The sequence below is a fragment of the Porticoccus sp. GXU_MW_L64 genome (assembly GCF_052983295.1).
The window spans coordinates 1-18,286 of record NZ_JBRKJK010000004.1 but is presented as its reverse complement, the minus strand read 5'-3'; the positions used below and the strand labels follow the sequence as shown (position 1 = coordinate 18,286).

17 protein-coding genes are annotated in these 18,286 nt (G+C 57.5%); 14 read left to right on the top strand and 3 right to left on the bottom strand.

Going from position 1 to position 18,286, the window contains the following annotated elements; all coding sequences use genetic code 11:
• Window positions 1–10 precede the first annotated feature (10 nt).
• Window positions 11–2,587, bottom strand: a complete 2,577-nt coding sequence (locus tag ACVBEJ_RS03260; RefSeq protein WP_447128166.1) for an efflux RND transporter permease subunit — start codon at window positions 2,585–2,587, stop codon at window positions 11–13.
• Window positions 2,588–2,774: 187 nt separating this feature from the next.
• On the opposite strand from ACVBEJ_RS03260, the gene ACVBEJ_RS03255 reads away from it, so the two are divergent.
• Both ACVBEJ_RS03255 and ACVBEJ_RS03250 read left to right on the top strand, forming a co-directional pair.
• Window positions 2,775–3,746 (top strand): 2-hydroxyacid dehydrogenase, encoded by a 972-nt coding sequence (locus tag ACVBEJ_RS03255; RefSeq protein WP_447128165.1) that lies wholly within the window; start codon window positions 2,775–2,777, stop codon window positions 3,744–3,746.
• Window positions 3,747–3,929: 183 nt separating this feature from the next.
• Window positions 3,930–5,150, top strand: a complete 1,221-nt coding sequence (locus ACVBEJ_RS03250; RefSeq protein ID WP_447128164.1) for a cation:proton antiporter — start codon at window positions 3,930–3,932, stop codon at window positions 5,148–5,150.
• 15 nt (window positions 5,151–5,165) lie between these two features.
• Here the strand turns inward: ACVBEJ_RS03250 and ACVBEJ_RS03245 are convergent, their stop codons facing one another.
• On the bottom strand, window positions 5,166–5,657 hold the full coding sequence (locus ACVBEJ_RS03245; protein WP_447128163.1) for a Spy/CpxP family protein refolding chaperone: 492 nt from the start codon (window positions 5,655–5,657) through the stop codon (window positions 5,166–5,168).
• A gap of 161 nt (window positions 5,658–5,818) precedes the next feature.
• On the opposite strand from ACVBEJ_RS03245, the gene ACVBEJ_RS03240 reads away from it, so the two are divergent.
• The 7 genes from ACVBEJ_RS03240 to ACVBEJ_RS03210 all read left to right on the top strand — a co-directional run bounded on the left by ACVBEJ_RS03240 (window position 5,819) and on the right by ACVBEJ_RS03210 (window position 11,963).
• Entirely contained in the window at window positions 5,819–6,514 is a 696-nt protein-coding gene (locus ACVBEJ_RS03240) for a response regulator (RefSeq protein WP_447128162.1), read from the top strand.
• A complete protein-coding gene (locus tag ACVBEJ_RS03235; protein WP_447128161.1) occupies window positions 6,514–7,884 on the top strand; it encodes an ATP-binding protein in 1,371 nt (456 codons plus the stop codon). The genes ACVBEJ_RS03240 and ACVBEJ_RS03235 overlap by 1 nt, the downstream gene beginning before the upstream one ends.
• Before the next feature lie 74 nt (window positions 7,885–7,958).
• On the top strand, window positions 7,959–8,555 hold the full coding sequence (locus ACVBEJ_RS03230; RefSeq protein ID WP_447128160.1) for a LemA family protein: 597 nt from the start codon (window positions 7,959–7,961) through the stop codon (window positions 8,553–8,555).
• Between the two features lie 18 nt (window positions 8,556–8,573).
• The gene (locus ACVBEJ_RS03225) at window positions 8,574–10,451 is read left to right on the top strand and encodes a M48 family metallopeptidase (RefSeq protein ID WP_447128159.1); all 1,878 of its coding nucleotides are present in this window, start codon (window positions 8,574–8,576) and stop codon (window positions 10,449–10,451) included.
• A gap of 267 nt (window positions 10,452–10,718) precedes the next feature.
• Entirely contained in the window at window positions 10,719–11,378 is a 660-nt protein-coding gene (locus ACVBEJ_RS03220; protein WP_447128158.1) for a DsbA family oxidoreductase, read from the top strand.
• An 82-nt stretch (window positions 11,379–11,460) separates the two neighbouring features.
• Entirely contained in the window at window positions 11,461–11,703 is a 243-nt protein-coding gene (locus tag ACVBEJ_RS03215) for a type II toxin-antitoxin system Phd/YefM family antitoxin (protein ID WP_447128157.1), read from the top strand.
• Window positions 11,700–11,963 carry a Txe/YoeB family addiction module toxin gene (locus ACVBEJ_RS03210; protein WP_447128156.1) on the top strand — a complete coding sequence of 88 codons (264 nt, stop codon included), beginning with the start codon at window positions 11,700–11,702 and terminating at the stop codon, window positions 11,961–11,963. Before ACVBEJ_RS03215 ends, ACVBEJ_RS03210 begins: the two co-directional genes overlap by 4 nt.
• A gap of 282 nt (window positions 11,964–12,245) precedes the next feature.
• On the opposite strand, the gene proB is transcribed toward ACVBEJ_RS03210, so the two are convergent.
• Entirely contained in the window at window positions 12,246–13,367 is a 1,122-nt protein-coding gene (gene proB, locus ACVBEJ_RS03205) for a glutamate 5-kinase (protein WP_447128155.1), read from the bottom strand.
• Window positions 13,368–13,542: 175 nt separating this feature from the next.
• Between proB and ACVBEJ_RS03200 the strand changes: the two genes are divergently transcribed.
• The 5 genes from ACVBEJ_RS03200 to mrdA all read left to right on the top strand — a co-directional run bounded on the left by ACVBEJ_RS03200 (window position 13,543) and on the right by mrdA (window position 18,159).
• Window positions 13,543–14,796 carry a glutamate-5-semialdehyde dehydrogenase gene (locus tag ACVBEJ_RS03200; RefSeq protein ID WP_447128154.1) on the top strand — a complete coding sequence of 418 codons (1,254 nt, stop codon included), beginning with the start codon at window positions 13,543–13,545 and terminating at the stop codon, window positions 14,794–14,796.
• Window positions 14,783–15,457: a nicotinate-nucleotide adenylyltransferase gene (gene nadD / locus ACVBEJ_RS03195; RefSeq protein ID WP_447128153.1), complete on the top strand. Its 675-nt coding sequence runs from the start codon at window positions 14,783–14,785 to the stop codon at window positions 15,455–15,457. Before ACVBEJ_RS03200 ends, nadD begins: the two co-directional genes overlap by 14 nt.
• Window positions 15,458–15,475: 18 nt before the next feature.
• Window positions 15,476–15,820 carry a ribosome silencing factor gene (gene rsfS, locus ACVBEJ_RS03190; protein ID WP_447128152.1) on the top strand — a complete coding sequence of 115 codons (345 nt, stop codon included), beginning with the start codon at window positions 15,476–15,478 and terminating at the stop codon, window positions 15,818–15,820.
• A gap of 15 nt (window positions 15,821–15,835) precedes the next feature.
• Window positions 15,836–16,303, top strand: coding sequence for a 23S rRNA (pseudouridine(1915)-N(3))-methyltransferase RlmH (gene rlmH, locus ACVBEJ_RS03185; protein WP_447128151.1), 468 nt, complete (start codon window positions 15,836–15,838; stop codon window positions 16,301–16,303).
• Window positions 16,304–16,389: 86 nt separating this feature from the next.
• Entirely contained in the window at window positions 16,390–18,159 is a 1,770-nt protein-coding gene (mrdA, locus tag ACVBEJ_RS03180) for a penicillin-binding protein 2 (protein ID WP_447128150.1), read from the top strand.
• Window positions 18,160–18,286 lie beyond the last annotated feature (127 nt).

Genomic DNA, 18,286 nt, shown 5'->3' with positions numbered 1-18,286 from the left:
GGTTGCCGGTTTAATAACTGCCCCGCCCCAGCGGTTTGATCAGCAATATCAACCTTGGCAACAACGTCAACGACCCCAGCAACGCCACAATCATCGCGCCAGCGGTTAGCACCCCGAAGTATACCGACGGAATAAAGTTCGACAGCGCCAGAATCGAAAAGCCGGTGATAATGGTAATTGCCGTGTAGTACAGGGCTTTGCCGATGCTGCCGTGGGAGCGGTGCATGGCGGCCACGTAGCTGCGGTCGATGGCGAATTCCTTGCGGTAGCGGATGATGTAGTGAATGGCGTGGTCCACACCAATGCCCACGGTAATGGCGGCGATGGTGATGTTCATCATATCCAGGGGAATACCCGCCAGTCCCATGCCGCCCAGCACTGCGGTGGCGGCCAGCAGGTTGGGAATAATGGCAATAATCGAGAATCGCACAGAGCGGAACAGCACCAGAAACATGGCCATAATGCCCAGGAACACCGCGCCCAGGGTAACAATCTGCGAGTAGAACAGGCTTTGCAGCATGTTGTTGTACAGCACCAGCAGACCGGAGAGGCGGAATTTGTCCGGCGCGATGCCCACTTCGTTAACGATGTAATCGCTGATTTGCTGCAGCAGCTCCGAGCGCCGCAGATCACCTGCGGTTTCCTTGGTGCGCAGGGTGATACGCGCCTGGTTGAGTTCGTCGTCGATGTAGGGGTGGATAATGATGCCGGCCACTTGCGGCGACAATTGCTGGCGCATAAAGGCCAGTTCAAAGTCGTCCAGACGGTGATTCATCAACTTGTTGGCGGCTTCAAAGCCATTGACCAAAGAGCTGACCTTGCCCACTTCCGGCAGGGATTCCAGGTGGTAATGGAGTTTTTCCAGGGGCTCCAGGCCAGCGTTGGTGAACCAGTAGCTGTTGCTGGCGGTGCCGCTGTCGTCGTCGGCAAAAGGGTCGTCTGCGAACGGATCTTCTTCCTCGCCAAAGGGGTCGCCATTCTTACTATCAAAGTCATTTTCGAAGCCGCTATCCAGCTCGCTGTCGTCCGCGAACGGGTCTTCCTCGCCCTCATCCAGCGCCAGGTCTGGCTGTTCCGGCATGTCGATAATAATGTCCAGTGGTGTGGTGCCGCCCAAGCGGGCGTCGATCACCGACAGGCCCTGGTATATCTCGGTATCGTCCTTGAAGTAGTCGATAAAGCGGTTGTCCACTTGCAGTTGGGTAACGCCCCAGCCACCGGCAATGGCCACCAGCAGGGCAACCGCCCAAACCACTCCCTGATGTTTTTCCGCAAACCGGGAAAAGTGCAGGGTAAAGGCGCCAGAGCGGTCACGGCGCAGTTGTTCGCTGGCCTTTGTGCCCAACATCATGCCGGCGGGAATCACCACAAACGCCAGCACCAGTGCCACCGAGATGCCAATGGTCATCATCCAGCCAAAGTCGATTACCGGGCGGATGTCGCTGACCACCAGTGACGCAAAGGCGACGATGGTGGTGAGCACCGTGTACAGGCAGGGGCGGGCCATGGACAGCACGGTTTGCCTGACCAGCTCTTGCTGGCTATCGCCCGGGTTGCTGGCGCGCAGCTCCCGATAGCGCACAATCAGGTGGATGGTGAGCGCCAGGGTAATGATCAACAGCAGGGCGATAAAGTTGGAGGAAATCACCGTCAGCCGCCAGTCCACCCAGCTGAGGAAGCCCAGCATCATCAACACCGACAGCAGGCAGGTAGTCAGTGGCAGCACCACCCAGCGCAAACGGCGGAAAATAATTGCCAGGGTGAGTACGATAAACAGCACAATGCTGATGCCGAACACTTTCAGGTCGCTGCGGATAAAGTCCACCATGTCGGCGGTGACCATGCTGGGGCCGCCCAGGAACAGCTCGGCGTGTTGTTTGTAGGGCTCAATCAGGGCGCGGGCACTTTCCACCCGGCGGCGGTCTTTTTCCGTGCGCAGAGTGTGGTAGTCGCGGAATTCCTTGCTCACCCTGGCCAGCTCGTCGGCTTCTGCGGGAATCAGGCCAATACGCTCTTTTTTCAGCCTCAGTTCGTCCCGGGCGCGCACCAGTTCAACGTACTTGTCGTCACTGCCCAGGGTGGCGAGAATCGCGGTGGTCTGCCCATCCGGGCTGAGAATCAGGTCGCGGTAAACCGGGCTTTGCAAAAATTCTTTTCTGGCAAGATCGCGGTCTACCCCTTCAGTGCGCAGGGTGCGCGGCGCGTCGCTCAGTTGCGATACGGTGATATTGGGGCTGAACAGCAGAGGCACATCGAGGATGGAGGTCACGCTTTGTACGCCGTCGAGGGATTGCAGCTCGCCGCGCAAATTGTCCAGCACTTGCAGGGATTGGTCGGAAAACAGATCCCCCTGGTGAGGCTTGAACGTCACCAACAAAAAGTCGCCGCTGCCGTAACGTTTATTCACTTCGCGGAAGTAGTCCAGGTCGGTATCGTGCTCCAGGGTGAGCGACTCGGCGGAGGCGTCCAATTTGAAATTGGGCAAGCCAAGGGCGAGTCCGGCAGCAACTACAAATACAGCCAGCAGCGAGAGAACGGGGTGACGCAGTACGATGGCTTCGTACCAGTTGAACAGCTGTTTCGACATCGATGTTCCTTTAAAAGGAAAGTTCCCTTAAAAGGAAAGTTCCTTGGGGTGTTAACTGCGCCTGCCTATAGCCGTGGCGGGCGCGGAAAAAAAGCGCGGTATTATGACCGAGAAATGACAGTAACGTTATACTTTTTAGGGTTAACTAATGTTAACTGGCGCCGCTTTTAATGGCCACTGAGGGTGAATGATGACATATAGCGACAAAACATATCGAGGCGTACTGCTGGATACGGATACCTTCGGGATTGACGACCTCAGCCTCGACGCCATCTACCGGCTGCCGATCAGTTGGCAGAGCTACCCGCTCAGCAGTCCCGAGCAGGTAGCAGAGCGGCTGCAGGGCGCTCACTTTGTGGTTACCAATAAAGCACCTGTCGGCGTGCAACAGCTGGCGATTGCACCGCAGTTGAAGATGATCGCGGTGGCTGCTACCGGCACCAACGTGATCGATCTGAATGCCGCCCGCCACGCCGGTGTTGCGGTGAGCAACTGTGTCGCCTACGGCAGCAACAGCGTGGTGCAACACACCTGGGCACTGTTGCTGGCACTGCAAACCCGGGTTCTCGATTACCACCGGGATGTCATGGCAGGCCGGTGGCAACAGAGCCCCATGTTTTGTCGGTTGGATTATCCGGTGCAGGATCTGGCCGGGCAGACGTTGGGTATTGTCGGCTACGGCGAGCTGGGGCGTGGGGTGGCACGCATTGCCGAGGCCTTTGGTATGGCGGTAAAAGTGGCGTCTTTGCCCGGTCGCGAGCAACCGGGCCGCACTCCACTGGCGCAGCTGTTACCGAAGCTGGATGTGCTCAGCCTGCACTGCCCGCTGACCGAACACACCCGCAACCTGATTGGCGCTGCCGAGCTGACGGCCATGAAATCCAGTGCCCTGTTATTGAACGTTGCCCGGGGTGGCATTGTCCATGAACAGGCGCTGGCCGACGCCCTGCGCCGTGGTGATATTGCCGGTGCCGGGGTGGATGTGCTGACGCAGGAGCCTCCGACGGAAGGCAGCCCGTTGCTGGCTGCGGATATCCCCAACCTGATTGTCACCCCCCATTGTGCCTGGGGCAGCCGCCGCGCCCGCCAGACCCTGCTCGATCAGGTGGCGGAAAATATCGAGAGTTTTCTGGCAGGGGAGCCCAGGCGGTTGGTGTAGGCTTGTGGATTTCGTCATTGCGAGGCCGAAGACCGTGGCAATCTCGACCAGTGTGGCAGAGGACTTTGCGAGTGAGGTGTAAATTGGATGTAGATTGCCGCGCTTCGCGCGATGACGTAATTCTTAAGTCTCTCTGCCATCCATTGTGGTACTTGATATAGGTCTGATCCAAAGAGAGTTGCTATGGCCATCCCCGAACTGATCGCATTTTTATCCATTTTGCTGCTGGCAAGTTTGCTGGTGCCGCCGCTGGCGAAACTGATCCGCTTTCCCGCCACTACACTGCTGGTGGTGATCGGTTATCTGGCAGCAGAGGTATTTATTTATTTTGGCGGCGATACCGGCATTCGTGCCAGCAGCTTCCAGCCGCTGATCTTTTACGTGTTTTTGCCCATCCTGATTTTCGATTCCGCCTATCACCTCAATGCCAAACAGTTGCTCAATAACCTGCCAGCGGTACTGTGGATGGCCATTTTGGGAATGGGCCTGTCGGCACTGCTCACCGCCGCCGGGGTTTACTTTGGCATTCACCACCCAACCGGTTTCCCCTGGACCACCGCCCTGGTGTGTGGCGCGTTGCTGGCGGCCACCGATCCGGTGGCGGTGGTGGCGCAAATCAAAAGCAGCCATGCGCCGCAACAATTGGAAATACTGCTGGAAGGAGAGAGCCTGTTTAACGACGCCACGGCGGTGGTGTTGTTTACCTTGTTTATCACCCTGGCGGTGGGGGACAGCAGTTCGGTGACGCCATCGTCGGCACTGCTGGATTTCGCCCGCTTGTTTTTCGGTGGCATTGCTTTCGGGGCGCTTGCCGGTTACCTGGCCAGCTTGCTCAGCCGCATTTTAAAAGACAGCTACAGCGCGCCACTGCTGACCCTGCTGTTGGCTTACGGCACTTTCTATGTGGGGGAGCACAGCTTGCACGTATCGGGAATTATGGCAGTGCTGGCGGCGGGCCTGGTGTTGGGCCGCAGCCACCAATCTTTATACAGCCGGGAGCAGGCGCAGCCGCTCAAGCAACTGTGGGGATTGCTGGGGCAGCTGGGCAATAACCTGGTGTTCCTGTTGATGGGGGTGACCGTCAGCCTGGCCATGTTTACAGAGCGTTGGTTGGCGATTCTGATTGCCATTGGTGCGGTGATTGTGGCGCGCGTGATCAGCACCTGGCTCAGCCTGAAAGCAGCACAGCTGACCCCCGGTGGCGAACCGGTGCCCAAAGCCTACCGGCCAGTGATTATGTGGGGCGGGTTGCGCGGCGTGATCGCCATTGCCCTGGCGTTGTCGTTGCCAACAGAGATGGAAGGCTGGTGGACGGTGCAAGCCATCGCCTTTGGGGTGGTGGTGTTTTCCCTGTTTGTGCAGGCGCCCAGCAACCAGTGGTTGTTGGAGCGCCTTGGCAAGTAAAGCGTCGATATTTGTTCAGGCGCCTTCGTTCTGTGCCCGGCGCTCCTTGATTTTTTCACGGCGCTGTTGCTTGCGCTCCATGCGCTTTTGGCGATGTTCTTCCAGCTGTTGTTTTTGTTCGTCGCTGAGCAGGGCGTGCACGCGGCTTTTTGCCTCGGCTCTCTTGGCAACAATCTGTCCGTGCAGGTCACCTTGCTGGGCGGCCAACGCATCAATTTCTGACTGGCTGGCACCACCGCGTACGGCTTCGCCCAGTGCTTTGCGAACGTCTCTGCTCTGCTTGTGCAGTTCGCGGATTTGCGGGCGCAACTCCTGGTGAATGGCGCGGGCCTGTTGACGCTGGTTTTCGTCCATGCCCAGATGTTTGGCCATGCGCTTGAAAGATTGCTCGGTGTGGTGGCCGCGATGTTTTTTGCCGCCTTTGCCGGGCTCTGCCAGTGCAGCGCTGGAAACCGCAAATGCGCCCACCAGTGCCAGTGCCATACCTGCTGTTTTGAAAGTTTTCATGGATTTTCTCCTGTTTAAAGTGCTGTTTACGAAAGGTGGTGCCAGTCTACGGCTGCGGCCTGTAAGGGTGGGTGACGGCTCTGTAAAAGGGGTGTAAATGTTTTGTAAAGGAAAATGGTACTCTGGCCCGCTGTGGCATTATCGCCCTGAGGAGTGGATTTATGAGCCAGCACATACTGATTATCGACGATGATACCGAGCTCTGCGAAATGGTGTCGGATTACCTGACCCTGGAGGGGTTTGTCACCACCCGTGTGCACGATGGTGAGCAGGGGGCGGAGCTGGGATGCAGCGGTAACTTTGATGCCATTGTGCTGGATGTAATGCTACCCAAGCTCAACGGCTTTGACGTGTTGCGACGGATTCGCACCAGTTCGCGCCTGCCGGTGCTGATGCTCACTGCTCGTGGCGAGGAAGTGGACCGTATCGTCGGCCTGGAAATGGGCGCAGACGATTACCTGCCCAAGCCGTTCAATCCGAGGGAGCTCACTGCGCGCTTGCGGGCTATTCTGCGTCGCAGCGGCGACCCGGAAAACCACCAGAAGGAACAGGCATTTGCCGGCCTGTCGATGCAACCCAGTGCTCGTCGCAGCACGCTCAACGGTGCAGTTCTGGAGCTCACCAGTTCCGAATACAACATTCTCTATACCTTGATATGCCGCACCGGGGAGGTGGTGAGCAAAGAGCTGATTTCCAGTGATGCCCTGGGCAAACCCCTGGCTCGCTACGACCGCAGCATCGATATGCACATCAGCCATTTGCGGCGCAAACTGGCGGATGGCAACCCGTCCAGTCCGGTGATCGAAACGGTGCGCGGTATTGGCTATCAATTGCTCAGCAGCGGTGAAGCGAACTGATGGGGCGCCTGTTTTGGAAGCTGTTCACCGCCTTTTGGCTGGCGTTCGTGGTGATTATTGTCGGCGGTTTTTTGGGGCTTTCACTGTATCGTCAGTATCTCACCCATGAGCTGTTCGAAAATTCCAGCCGCCCGGAGGTGGTCACCGTTGCCAATACCCTGCGGGATGACGGGGTAGAGGCGGCCCAGCGCCTGCTGCGGGAAATGCGTTCGTCGGGCAAGTCTCTGCGACGTTTGGGGCTGGTGATTGTCAATGAAGATGGTACCGCCAGCTTGTCAGGCAGGGAGTTGAGCCCGCGTAACCACCGCAATATCCAGCACGCCCTCAGCAAGCCTCTGATGTACCCGCAAAAGCAGGTGGTGTCGCCCCAGGGGGCAAGCTACCACGTTATTTCCATGCGTCAGCAGCGCGGCGGCAATGACGAGCCATCCATGACCAGTGGCCGCTGGCTGATACTGTCTATCGCCACCGCCGTCAGCCTGCTGTTGTGCTTCTGGCTGGCCCGCTATCTGAGCCGCCCTATCAAACGTTTGAGCCGTGCCACCCGCAGTTATTCGGCGGGCAATCTGGCTGTGCGAGTGGCCCCCCACGTGGGCTCGCGCCGGGATGAAATCGCTGACCTGGCGCGGGATTTTGATGATATGGCCGGCAAGCTGCAGCAGTTGATCGACGGCCAACAGCAACTGTTGACGGATGTTTCCCACGAATTGCGATCGCCCCTGGCGCGGTTGCAGATGGCCGTGGGGCTGGCGCGCAAGCGCCAGCAGGACAGCTCCCTGAACAGTGACGAATTGGACCGCATTGAACGGGACGTGAAGCGCCTTGGCGAGCTGGTGGGCCAGGTGTTGACCCTGTCGCGGCTGGAAACCGGCGTGGCGCCCCAGCATCGGCAGGACCTGCTGGATGTGGCGGAATTGCTGTCCACCATCATTGAAGATGCAAACTACGAAGCCACCAGCAAAGGGTGCCAGGTCACTTTGGAAGCAGACATTGAGCCTACTCTGATGGCAGATGGTGAGCTGCTGCACCAGGCACTGGAAAATGTGATTCGCAACGGGGTGCGCTACAGCGAGGCAAACACAGAAGTCACTGTTGCAATAACTGCCACTGAACCCGGTTTTTTTGCCATCAATGTGTGCGACCGCGGCCCTGGAGTAGCGGGGGATTTACTGGAAAAACTCTTTGAGCCCTTTGTGCGTGGCAGTGCCGCCCGCGAACGCGCACCGGATGACCGCGGCTACGGCCTGGGCATGGCCATCACCAAACGTGCCATCGAGTACCACGGTGGCAGCGTTTCTGCCCATAATCGGGACGGTGGCGGGCTTTGTGTCACCGTTCGTCTGCCCTTTGGAAATTACACCACGCAATAGCAATCCTGCCATTGAGTTTATGCCCTCAAGCCTGCATCATTGCTGGGTATCCCCGCTATTGATAAGGAATTGATATGGATTGGTCAACAGTCATCTTTTGGCTTGTGGTGGTTGGCATCGGGCTGACTGTGGTTTCTATCTACAACAAACTGGTGTTGTTTAAAAACCGCTATCAGAACGCCTTTGCCCAGATAGAAGTTCAGCTGAAGCGCCGTTACGACCTGATTCCCAATCTGGTGGAAACCGCCAAGGGCTATCTGAAGCACGAAAAAGAAACCCTGGAGGCGGTCATCAGTGCGCGCAACAGCGCTCTTGCCGGGCTTAAATCTGCCGCTGCCAACCCCGCCAGCGGCGCTGCCTTGCAGGAACTGGCTGGCGCCGAGGGAGTTCTCGCCGGAGCGCTGGGCAAGCTCAGTGTGGTGGTGGAGGACTACCCGGATCTGAAAGCCAACGAAAACATGATGCAGCTGACCGAGGAGCTGACCTCCACGGAAAATCGCGTTTCCTTTGCACGCCAGTCCTTTAACGATTGTGTGACCGCCTACAACAGCTACAAGCAAACCTTTCCGCCGGTGGTCTTTGCCGGATTGTTTGGCCACGGCAAAGATGCCTCGCTATTGGAATTTGCCGACAGTGAAGCTATACAACAGGCGCCAAACGTCAGCTTTTAATGGCATCGGCTATAAGCCATGAACTTCTACCAACACCAAGATAAAGCACGGCGCATCACCTGGAAACTGGTGGCGCTGTTTGCTGTGGCAGTGGTTGGCCTGGTGGTGCTCACCAACCTGTTGGTGGCCGCAGTGCTGGGCTACAACGGCTCGCTCGCTTCCGTTGACAAGCGTCTGTTTGTGCAGATATCCATTGCCGTGGTCGGCACTATTGGCATGGTTATTTTATTCAAGTGGCTGCAATTGCGCGGCGGCGGCAAAGTGGTGGCAGAACAAATGGGTGGCCTGTTGCTGAGCAGGGACAGTGGCGGCCGCGACGAACGCCAGTTGCTCAATGTGGTGGAAGAAATGGCCATCGCTGCCGGGATGCCGGTGCCGCCGGTGTATCTGCTGGAGGAACCGGGCATCAACGCCTTTGCCGCCGGTTACAGCACCAACGATGCGGTGATCGGTGTGACGCGCGGCGCTTTGCAAGCCCTGGATCGCGACCAGTTGCAAGGGGTCATTGGCCATGAATTCAGCCATATTCTGCACGGTGATACCCGCATCAACCTGCGCTTGATCGCGGTGTTGGCGGGCATTGTGTTTATCGGCCAGGCGGGGCGGGTCATTCTTCGTGGTGGAGGGTCGCGCGGCAGCCGCAGCCGGATTTCCGTAGGCAGAAGCCGGGGCAAAGGCGCCGGTGGTATTGTGCTACTGGGTCTTGGGCTGGCCATTATCGGCTACCTGGGGGTGATGATTGGCAATCTGATTCGCGCCGCCGTCAGCCGCCAGCGGGAGTTCCTCGCCGATGCCTCAGCGGTGCAGTACACCCGCAACCCGGAGGGCATCGCCGGTGCCTTGCAGGTGATCGGTGGCAGTACCGCCAGGTCTTATATGCAAAGCAACCATGCCGAGCAAAACAGCCACCTGTTTTTTGGCAGTGTGTTGTTGCGCAAAGCCAGTTCCGCATTTGCCACTCACCCGCCTTTGGAGCAGCGCATCCAGCGCATACTGCCCAAATGGGATGGCGAGTTTTTGCAGCCGACAGCCGGCTTGACGCTGAAGGATGCGGATTCAAACGTCAGCCAATTTGCCAGTGGCAATCAGACCCCGAGCCTGCAGGAGCAAGTGCCTCAGGCCGGGCAACTGACCGAGAACAATCTGCAGCAAGGTCGCCAGTTAATCGCTGGCCTTCCCGAGGTGCTGGAGCGCGCCAGTCGTCACCCCTATTACGCCAGGGCGTTGATGCTGGCCATGGTGGTGAACAAGCAACCGGGGGAGTTGCAGAAGCGCCAGTTGCAATTGATTGATGACGGCATTCGCCTGCGTCAGAGAGTGCAAACGCTGCTGCCCGCGGTGGCCAATCTCAAACCGGAACAACGCCTGCCGCTGCTGGAGCTGGCGGTGCCCGCCCTGAAACAGCAATCTTTCCGCCAATACCAACAGTTCGACCGTTATTTGCAGGAGGTGATCGCCGCCGATGGCGAACTGGATCGTTTTGAATGGATGCTGCAGCGCTTGTTAAAGGGCTATCTCGACAGCAGCTACAGCCTGCCCGGTAAGCAGGGTGGCAACATTGCGCATCTGCATCAGGTGGCGGCAGAGTGTTTTGAAATCCTCAGTCTGGTGGCCCATCAAGGGCACAGTGGCTACTACCCGGCGGAAAGCGCTTTCTACAAAGGCATGGAAGCGCTCAATATCGGCCCCGCCCGTATTGTTCGCGAAGACGAGCTTACCCTGCCTCGCATCGACAGCGCCCTTAATCGCCTGCAACGCCTCAAGCCGTTGTTGAAGGAACGCCTGTTAAAAGCCTGCGCCGTTTGTATCGAGTACGACAACCAGGTGACAGTGAAAGAAAGAGAGTGGCTACGGGTAGTGGCGGTGGCGCTGGGGTGTCCGATGCCAGTGGTTTAATGTGGACTTACAGTTGTTCTATAAACAGGCGCTCAATGCCCCTTGAACCTAATGCGGTATAAATTGGTGCCGGACATGCATCTGGGGTGACGCGCAGCAAGTACGTCCATGTATGCTTGAGGCCAGCATCCCTGCTGGCCACGGTCACAGCAAGCAAGACCCAATTCATGTTGTTCGAGTTTGTGGGACAGTGATGATGGGAGGTATTGATGATCGTTTAACACACATCAATGGACGGCTCTCGTTTTTCCGGTAGATTTCAAGCCCATGAACTCTCCCCTGATTATCAACTATTACACCGATATCCTCTGCGTTTGGGCCTGGATTGCCCAGCGGCGTATCGACGAACTCAACCAGCAGTTGCGCGGCAAAATTGATATCCAGCATCACTACATGGATGTATTTGGTGATGTGCCGGGAAAAATGCACAACCAATGGGAAAGCAGGGGTGGTTACCCGGGGTTTGCCGAGCACGTGCAAAAATCGGCGGCGGCTTTTGAAGAAATTCCCATCAATCCCAAACTGTGGACAGACGTCAAACCCGCTACCTCTGCCAATGCCCATTTGATGATTAAAGCGGTTGAGCAGGTTTATGGGCAAAGCAAAAGCACCGACGTGGCGCTGAAACTGCGCAGCGGCTTTTTTCTGGAGGCGCTGGATATTGGTGATATGCGGGTTCTGTATCAATTACTTGAAGCGCAGGGGTTGGATAAGCAGGCGCTGGCGGACAGTGTTGCCAGTGGCACCGCCATGGCCGCGTTGATGCGCGATTACCAGCAGGCAAAACAGCAGGGCATCAAAGGCAGCCCCTCTTATGTGATCGATGGTGGGCGGCAGACGTTGTACGGCAACGTGGGCTACCGGGTGCTGCTGGCCAATATTGAAGAATTGCTGAAGCATCCGGACGCAGAGGCGAGTTGGTGTTAATTATTTGATTATTTAATGCACGGTGTCAGCACTCTTGATTTTACGTACGCTTATGCGTACGCTTGATTGCTGGGAGTATTTTATGACTACATTAAACGCTACTGATGCACGGGCAAAGCTCTACGCTTTGATCGATGAGGCGGCCAACAGCCATAAGCCGATTACCATTACCGGAAAGCGGGGTAACGCGGTTTTGTTGGCCGAAGAAGATTGGCATGCCATCAATGAAACACTGCACCTGCTCTCTATTCCCGGAATGCGGGAGTCTATACGCGAAGGAATGGCTGCAGATTTGGATGATTGCAGCAGGGAGCTGGATTGGTGAGCTGGACGCTTTTTTATAGCAAACAAGCACAAAAGGATGCACGTAAGCTGGCCTCATCAGGGCTGAAGGAGAAAGCACAGGAATTACTTGCCGTCCTTGAAGAAAACCCCTTCCAGAATCCGCCTCCCTACGAAAAGTTGGTAGGTGATCTTGCCGGTGCATATTCACGCAGAATCAATATCCAGCATCGGCTTGTTTATCAGGTTTTGGAGAAAGATAAAGTCGTTAAGGTGTTGCGATTATGGACGCATTATGAGTAATCAGAGGTCCTCTGATAAAGAAAACTCTAAAAAGATTAAGGCCACGTATTTCTTTTTTGTATTCCCAATAATGATAATTGGCTATGGAGTTTTGGTGGCTTGTGAGTATGTGCAATACCCGAAAAACTGCTCGGGTCGCTACATGGCTTGATGCTTGATAGAAAATGACATGTACGACTTACTTGGTAAGTGGCCGGTGGCGTTGATTATAGTATTTATTGGTGTTTCTTTATTTAATGTGGCCTTAACTCATCTGAAAAAAATAAAGGTAACTCCAAAAACCTAAACCACCACCATATTGTTCCGATGAATCAATTCCTCAGAATCAATAAACCCCAATAACCCAACAATATCCCCACTGTTTTTGCCACAGATTTTGGCGCTGTCGCCGGCGCTGTAGTTCACCAGCCCGCGGGCGATTTCGGTGCCGTTTGTATCCACGCAGCGCACCAGGTCGCCGCGCTGGAAATCGCCCTCTACGTTGGTAACGCCGATGGGCAGCAGGCTTTTGCCCTGCTGTTGCAGCACTTGTACCGCACCGTCATCCAGTGTCAGGGTGCCGCGAAATTGCAGGTGACCGGCCAGCCATTGTTTGCGGGCGGCCACCGGTTGCTCGTCGGCGCGCAGGCAGGTGCCCAGGGGTTCGCCATTGTGCAGGCGGGTGAGTATGTCGGTTTCCCGGCCCCAGGCGATCAGGGTGTGGGCGCCGGAGCGGGCGGCGAGGCGGGCGGCGCGCAGTTTGGTGACCATGCCGCCGCGCCCCAGAGTGCCGCCATCGCCGGCCAGCTTATCCAGCTCGCTGTTGGCGGCCCGTTCTTCGCTGATTAATTGTGCATCGGGGTTGCGGCGTGGGTCGGCGTTGTATAGCCCTTTTTGGTCGGTCAATATGGCAAGGGTGTCCGCCTCCACCAGATTGGCCACCAGAGCGCCCAATGTGTCGTTGTCGCCAAAACGGATTTCGTCGGTCACCACGGTGTCGTTTTCGTTGATCACCGGAATCACCCTCAGATCGAGCAGAGCGCGCAGGGTGCTGCGGGCGTTCAGGTAGCGATGGCGGTTGGACAGATCGTCGTGGGTCAGCAGTATTTGCGCGGTCTGCAAGCCGTGTTGTTGCAGGGCGCTTTGCCAGGTTTGTACCAGCCCCATCTGGCCCACGGCGGCCACTGCCTGTAATTGGTGAATACTTTCCGGGCGCTCGGCCAATTCCAGCTGGCTGATGCCCGCCGCGACCGCCCCGGAAGACACCAGTATGACCTCCACGCTCTGTTGTCGCAGAAAAGCCAGTTGCTTTGCCCACTGGTTGATGGCTTCGGTATCCAGGCCCTGACCGTTGTCGGTGAGCAGGGCGCTGCCGATTTTTACCACCCAGCGGCGGCTGTGTTTGAACTGGTTGCGGACGGTCACTGTATTCCCCCTGGATCGGATGCGGACTGTAGCACAAGGCGGCTTGTCTGCAAGGGTGCCAACGCACTTCAATTTTAAGATCAGGGGCAGGCTTGGTCGCCACCAGACACCGATGTCAGCCCTGTAGCCTGTAAACCCGAAGCAATCCGAACCCTTTTTCGGTATTATCGCCGTCATGGATATTGCAACCTATATGAATGAAACCGGCCAGCAGGCCCGCGCTGCATCTCGCCAATTGGCCCGCGCCAGCAGTGAGCAGAAAAACCGCGCCCTGTCAGCCATGGCCGACGCGCTGGATGGTGCCCGTGAACTGTTGCTGGCTGCCAACGAGAAAGACCTTGCGGCGGGCCGTGACTCTGGCCTGGACGCCGCTTTGCTGGACCGCCTGGCGTTGGATGACAGCCGCATCGACGGCATGATCGAAGGCTTGCAACAGGTGGCGGCTCTGGAAGACCCCATCGGTGCCATCGACGATATGCGCTATCGCCCCAGCGGTATTCAGCTGGGTAAAATGCGCGTGCCGCTGGGGGTGGTGGGCATTATTTACGAATCCCGCCCCAACGTGACTATCGACGCCGCCAGCCTGTGTCTTAAGTCCGGCAATGCGGCGATTTTGCGCGGCGGTAGCGAGGCGTTTCACAGCAATTGTGCCATTGCCGACTGCGTGGCGGCCGGGCTGCGCCAGGCGGATTTGCCGGAAACGGCGGTGCAGTTGATCGCCACCACCGACCGCGCTGCGGTTGGCCAATTGATAACCATGCCTGACTACGTGGATGTGATTATTCCCCGTGGTGGTCGCGGCCTGATCGAACGCATCAGCAACGATGCGCGGGTGCCGGTGATCAAACACCTGGACGGTATTTGTCATGTTTATATCGACAGCGCAGCGGATCTGGAAAAGGCCTTTAACATTGCCGTTAACGCCAAAACCCACCGCTACGGTGTGTGCAACGCCATGGAAACCCTGCTGGTGGCAGAACCGGTAGCGGCGCAAATACTGCCCCGCCTGGCGGCTGCCTACGGCGAAAAAGAGGTGGAGCTGCGCGGTTGCTCGCGCACTGCTGAACTGATTGCCTGCAAACCGGCCAGCGAAGACGATTGGGCGACGGAATATCTGGCCCCGGTGCTGTCTATACGCGTGGTGGCGGATGTGGATGCCGCCATGGACCATATTGCCCAGTACAGCTCCGGCCACACGGAATCCATTGTCACCGAAAACTACAGCACCGCTCGCCGTTTTCTGGCGGAGGTGGATTCCAGCTCAGTGATGATCAACGCCTCCACCCGTTTTGCCGATGGCTTTGAGTACGGCCTGGGGGCGGAAATTGGCATTTCCACCGACAAATTCCACGCCCGTGGCCCGGTGGGGCTGGAAGGGTTGACGTCCCAGAAGTGGGTGGTTTTTGGCGACGGCCATGTGCGCCAGTAAGCCCGCAGCCGTCGGCGTTTTTGGCGGCACCTTTAATCCTGTACATATCGGCCACTTGCGTTCGGCGCTGGACATTCGCCAGCATGTGCAACTGGATGACATGCGCCTGATGCCCTGTGCCCTGCCCCCTCATCGGGAAGCCCCGCAAGTGGCAGCGCAACACCGCCTGGCCATGTTGCAACTGGCAGTAGCGGGAGAGCCCGGTTTACAGGTAGATGACCGCGAGCTGCGCCGCGCCGCCGATAACGGCAATAACCGGCCTTCCTATACCATCGATTCCGTGGTTGAACTGCGCGCCGAACTGGGGCCGCAGGCCGTTATCTGCCTTTGTGTGGGTATGGATTCGCTGTTGTCACTGGATACCTGGCACCGCTGGCGCGAGCTACTGGACTTTGTGCACCTGGTGGTGGTGGCACGCCCCGGCTGGGCCGAGCCGCAAAGCGGTGATGTGGCTGAGTGGCTGTGCCAGCACCGGGTTGAAAATGTGGCCCAGCTGCATCGGCAACCGTCCGGCAAGGTGTGGCTGGAAGCCCTGGCCCTGTTGCCGGTGTCTGCCACGGAAATTCGCAGCGCACTGGCCGTCGGGCAATCGGTGCGTTACCTGTTGCCGGACGCGGTAATAGGCTACATTAACAAGTACAGGCTCTACGGAGCGGAATAAAAACTCACTGGAAAATCTATGAGTCAAAATTTGCAGGAATTGGTTGTCGATGCCCTGGAAGGCGTAAAAGCAAAAGATATCGTCGCCCTGGATGTCAGTGGTCTCAGCGATGTGATGGATACCATGGTCGTTGCCAGCGGCACCTCCAACCGCCACGTCAAGGCGCTGGCGGATAATGTTACCCACGAGGCCAAGGCCGCCGGTTTTCAGCCGCTGGGGGTAGAGGGCGCTGACAAGGCAGAATGGGTACTGGTGGATTTGGGAGATGTGGTGGTGCACATTATGCTGCCCGCCACCCGCGCCTTTTACGACCTGGAAAAACTCTGGTCCATGCGCCCGGACGATGCCAATAAAGAACAATAAAAGTCGTTCAACACTATGCGCCTGAAAATTGTCGCTGTAGGTACCAAAATGCCTGCCTGGGTAGAAGCTGGCACTGAAGAGTACAGTAAACGCCTGCCGCCGGAGCTAAAACTGGAATGGCATGAGTTAGCACTTGGTCAGCGCGGCAAAGGGGCGGATCTGAAGCGAGCCATCGCCCGTGAGGGCGAGGCCATGCTCAAGGCCATAGGCCGCAGTGACAGAGTGGTTGCGCTGGATGTTAAAGGCAAACCCTGGAGCACTGAACAGCTTGCGACTCAACTGGCGGACTGGCAATTTCAGGGTTGCAACTACAGTTTTTTGATCGGCGGGCCGGACGGCCTGGCACCAGAGTGCCTGGCCCGCGCTGACCTTAAGTGGTCGCTGTCACCGCTGACGTTGCCGCACCCTCTGGTGCGCATTGTGCTCGCGGAACAACTCTATCGGGCGTGGACGATCAATGCCGGTCATCCCTACCATAAGTAACCTTTGTACCCAATTGGAGCCCCGCCATTAATCAGGAACTTAAAGATTCCCAGCGGGAGCAATCGCTCTATGTCTTGCGCTTGCTGGTGGCCGCTGTTGTGGTGCTCGGCCTGGCGCTGGCTCTGGGTTTGCGCTATTACAGCTTGCAGATAGAAAGCCACCAGCACTATGTGGCGGCATCGGAAGAAAACCGGGTGCACGTGCGCCCGGTGGCCCCCATACGGGGGCTGATCTACGACCGCAACGGAGTGTTGCTGGCAGACAACCGTCCCAGTTTTATCCTGCGTATCGTAGTGGAGCGCAGCAATGACCTGGATGCTCTGTTGGCCCAATTGCGCCAGATGGTATCCATCAGTGATCAGCAAGTGGCGCAGTTCAAAAAGCGCCTTAAACGGCGTCATCCCTACGAAGCCATCCCCCTGCGCTACAACCTGAGCGAGCGTGAACGCGGCGTTCTGGCGGTGGATGCCCACCGCTTGCCCGGTGTAGAGGTGGTGGCTCAGGTGGTGCGCCACTACCCCCACAAAGAGCGCCTGGCTCATGTGCTGGGTTACGTGAGCCGTATCAGTGAGGGTGACCTGAGAGGCCGTGATGAGCAGCGCTACCGTGGCACGGATGTTATCGGTAAGCGCGGCCTGGAATACCACTACGAGGATATCCTGTTGGGTGGTGTGGGCAGCGAGAACGTGGAAACCAATTCCCGAGGCCGGGTGATGCGGGTGCTGGAGCGCAATGACCCGCAGCCGGGCAAAAATCTGCAATTGTTTCTGGACAGCCGCTTGCAGCAGGTGGCCTTGGATGCCCTGCAGGGGGAACGCGGTTCTGTGGTTGCCCTGGATACAAAAACCGGCGGTGTGTTGGCCATGGTGAGTGCGCCGGGCTACGACAGCAATCTGTTTGTTACCGGCATCAGCCACAAGGATTACGGCGAGCTGCGGGATTCCCTGGATAAGCCGCTGCTCAACCGCACGTTGCAGGGTACTTACCCGCCGGCTTCTACCGTCAAGCCCGCCTACGGACTGGCCATCCTGAAAAGTGGTGTGGCCAGTGCCGGCACCGAGGTGTGGGCTCCCGGCCATTTCAAGTTGCCCAATATCGATCACCAATACCGTTGCTGGGAGCGCCGCGGCCACGGCCATGTGAATTTGAAAACGGCCATTCAGCAATCCTGCGATATTTATTTCTACAAACTGGCCTACCAGATGGGTATTGATCAGATGGCTCCTATGGGTAGAAGCGTTGGTTTGGGGCAGCCCACTGGTATTGATATGTCTGGTGAGAAAGTGGGTGTGATGCCCAGCCGCGAGTGGAAGCAGGGCGCGCGCGGGGTTAGTTGGTATCACGGCGATACCATCAACGCGTCCATCGGCCAGGGCTTTACCACCGCGACGCCGTTGCAGTTGGCGGTGATGGCCATGCGCCTGGCCAATCGCGGCGAGGGCAGGCCACCCAGATTGGTGCAGAAAATCGCTGATGAACCACAGGAGCTGGAGCCGCCGATACAGCACGTCACCGCCAGCAGTGCCCATTGGGATGCGGTGCAGGGGGCAATGGAGTCAGTGGTTCACGGTATCAAGGGTACTGCTAACGCGGTGGCCAAAGGGTTGCAGTACCGTATGGCGGGCAAAACCGGCACCGCTCAGGTGGTGGCTATTGCTCAGGGTGAGAAGTACGATGCCGAAATTCTTACCAAGCGCACCTTGCCTCATGCGTTGTTTATTGGTTACGCACCCGCTGACGATCCGAAGATTGCGGTGGCGGTGATTATCGAAAACGGTGAGAAAAGCAGCCGCAGCGCCAAGGTCGCCCGGCAGGTGATGGATGCCTGGTTGTTGGAGTATTCTCCGGATGGTTAGCTGTCTATGGCATTCTAAATCCGCAGGCGAGCTGTGGGGGCACTATCTGTGACACGCCGTAAATGCGTCCCTGTAGGCTCGTCGCCAGCATCCATGCTGGCCACGGTCACAGATAGTGCCCCCACAG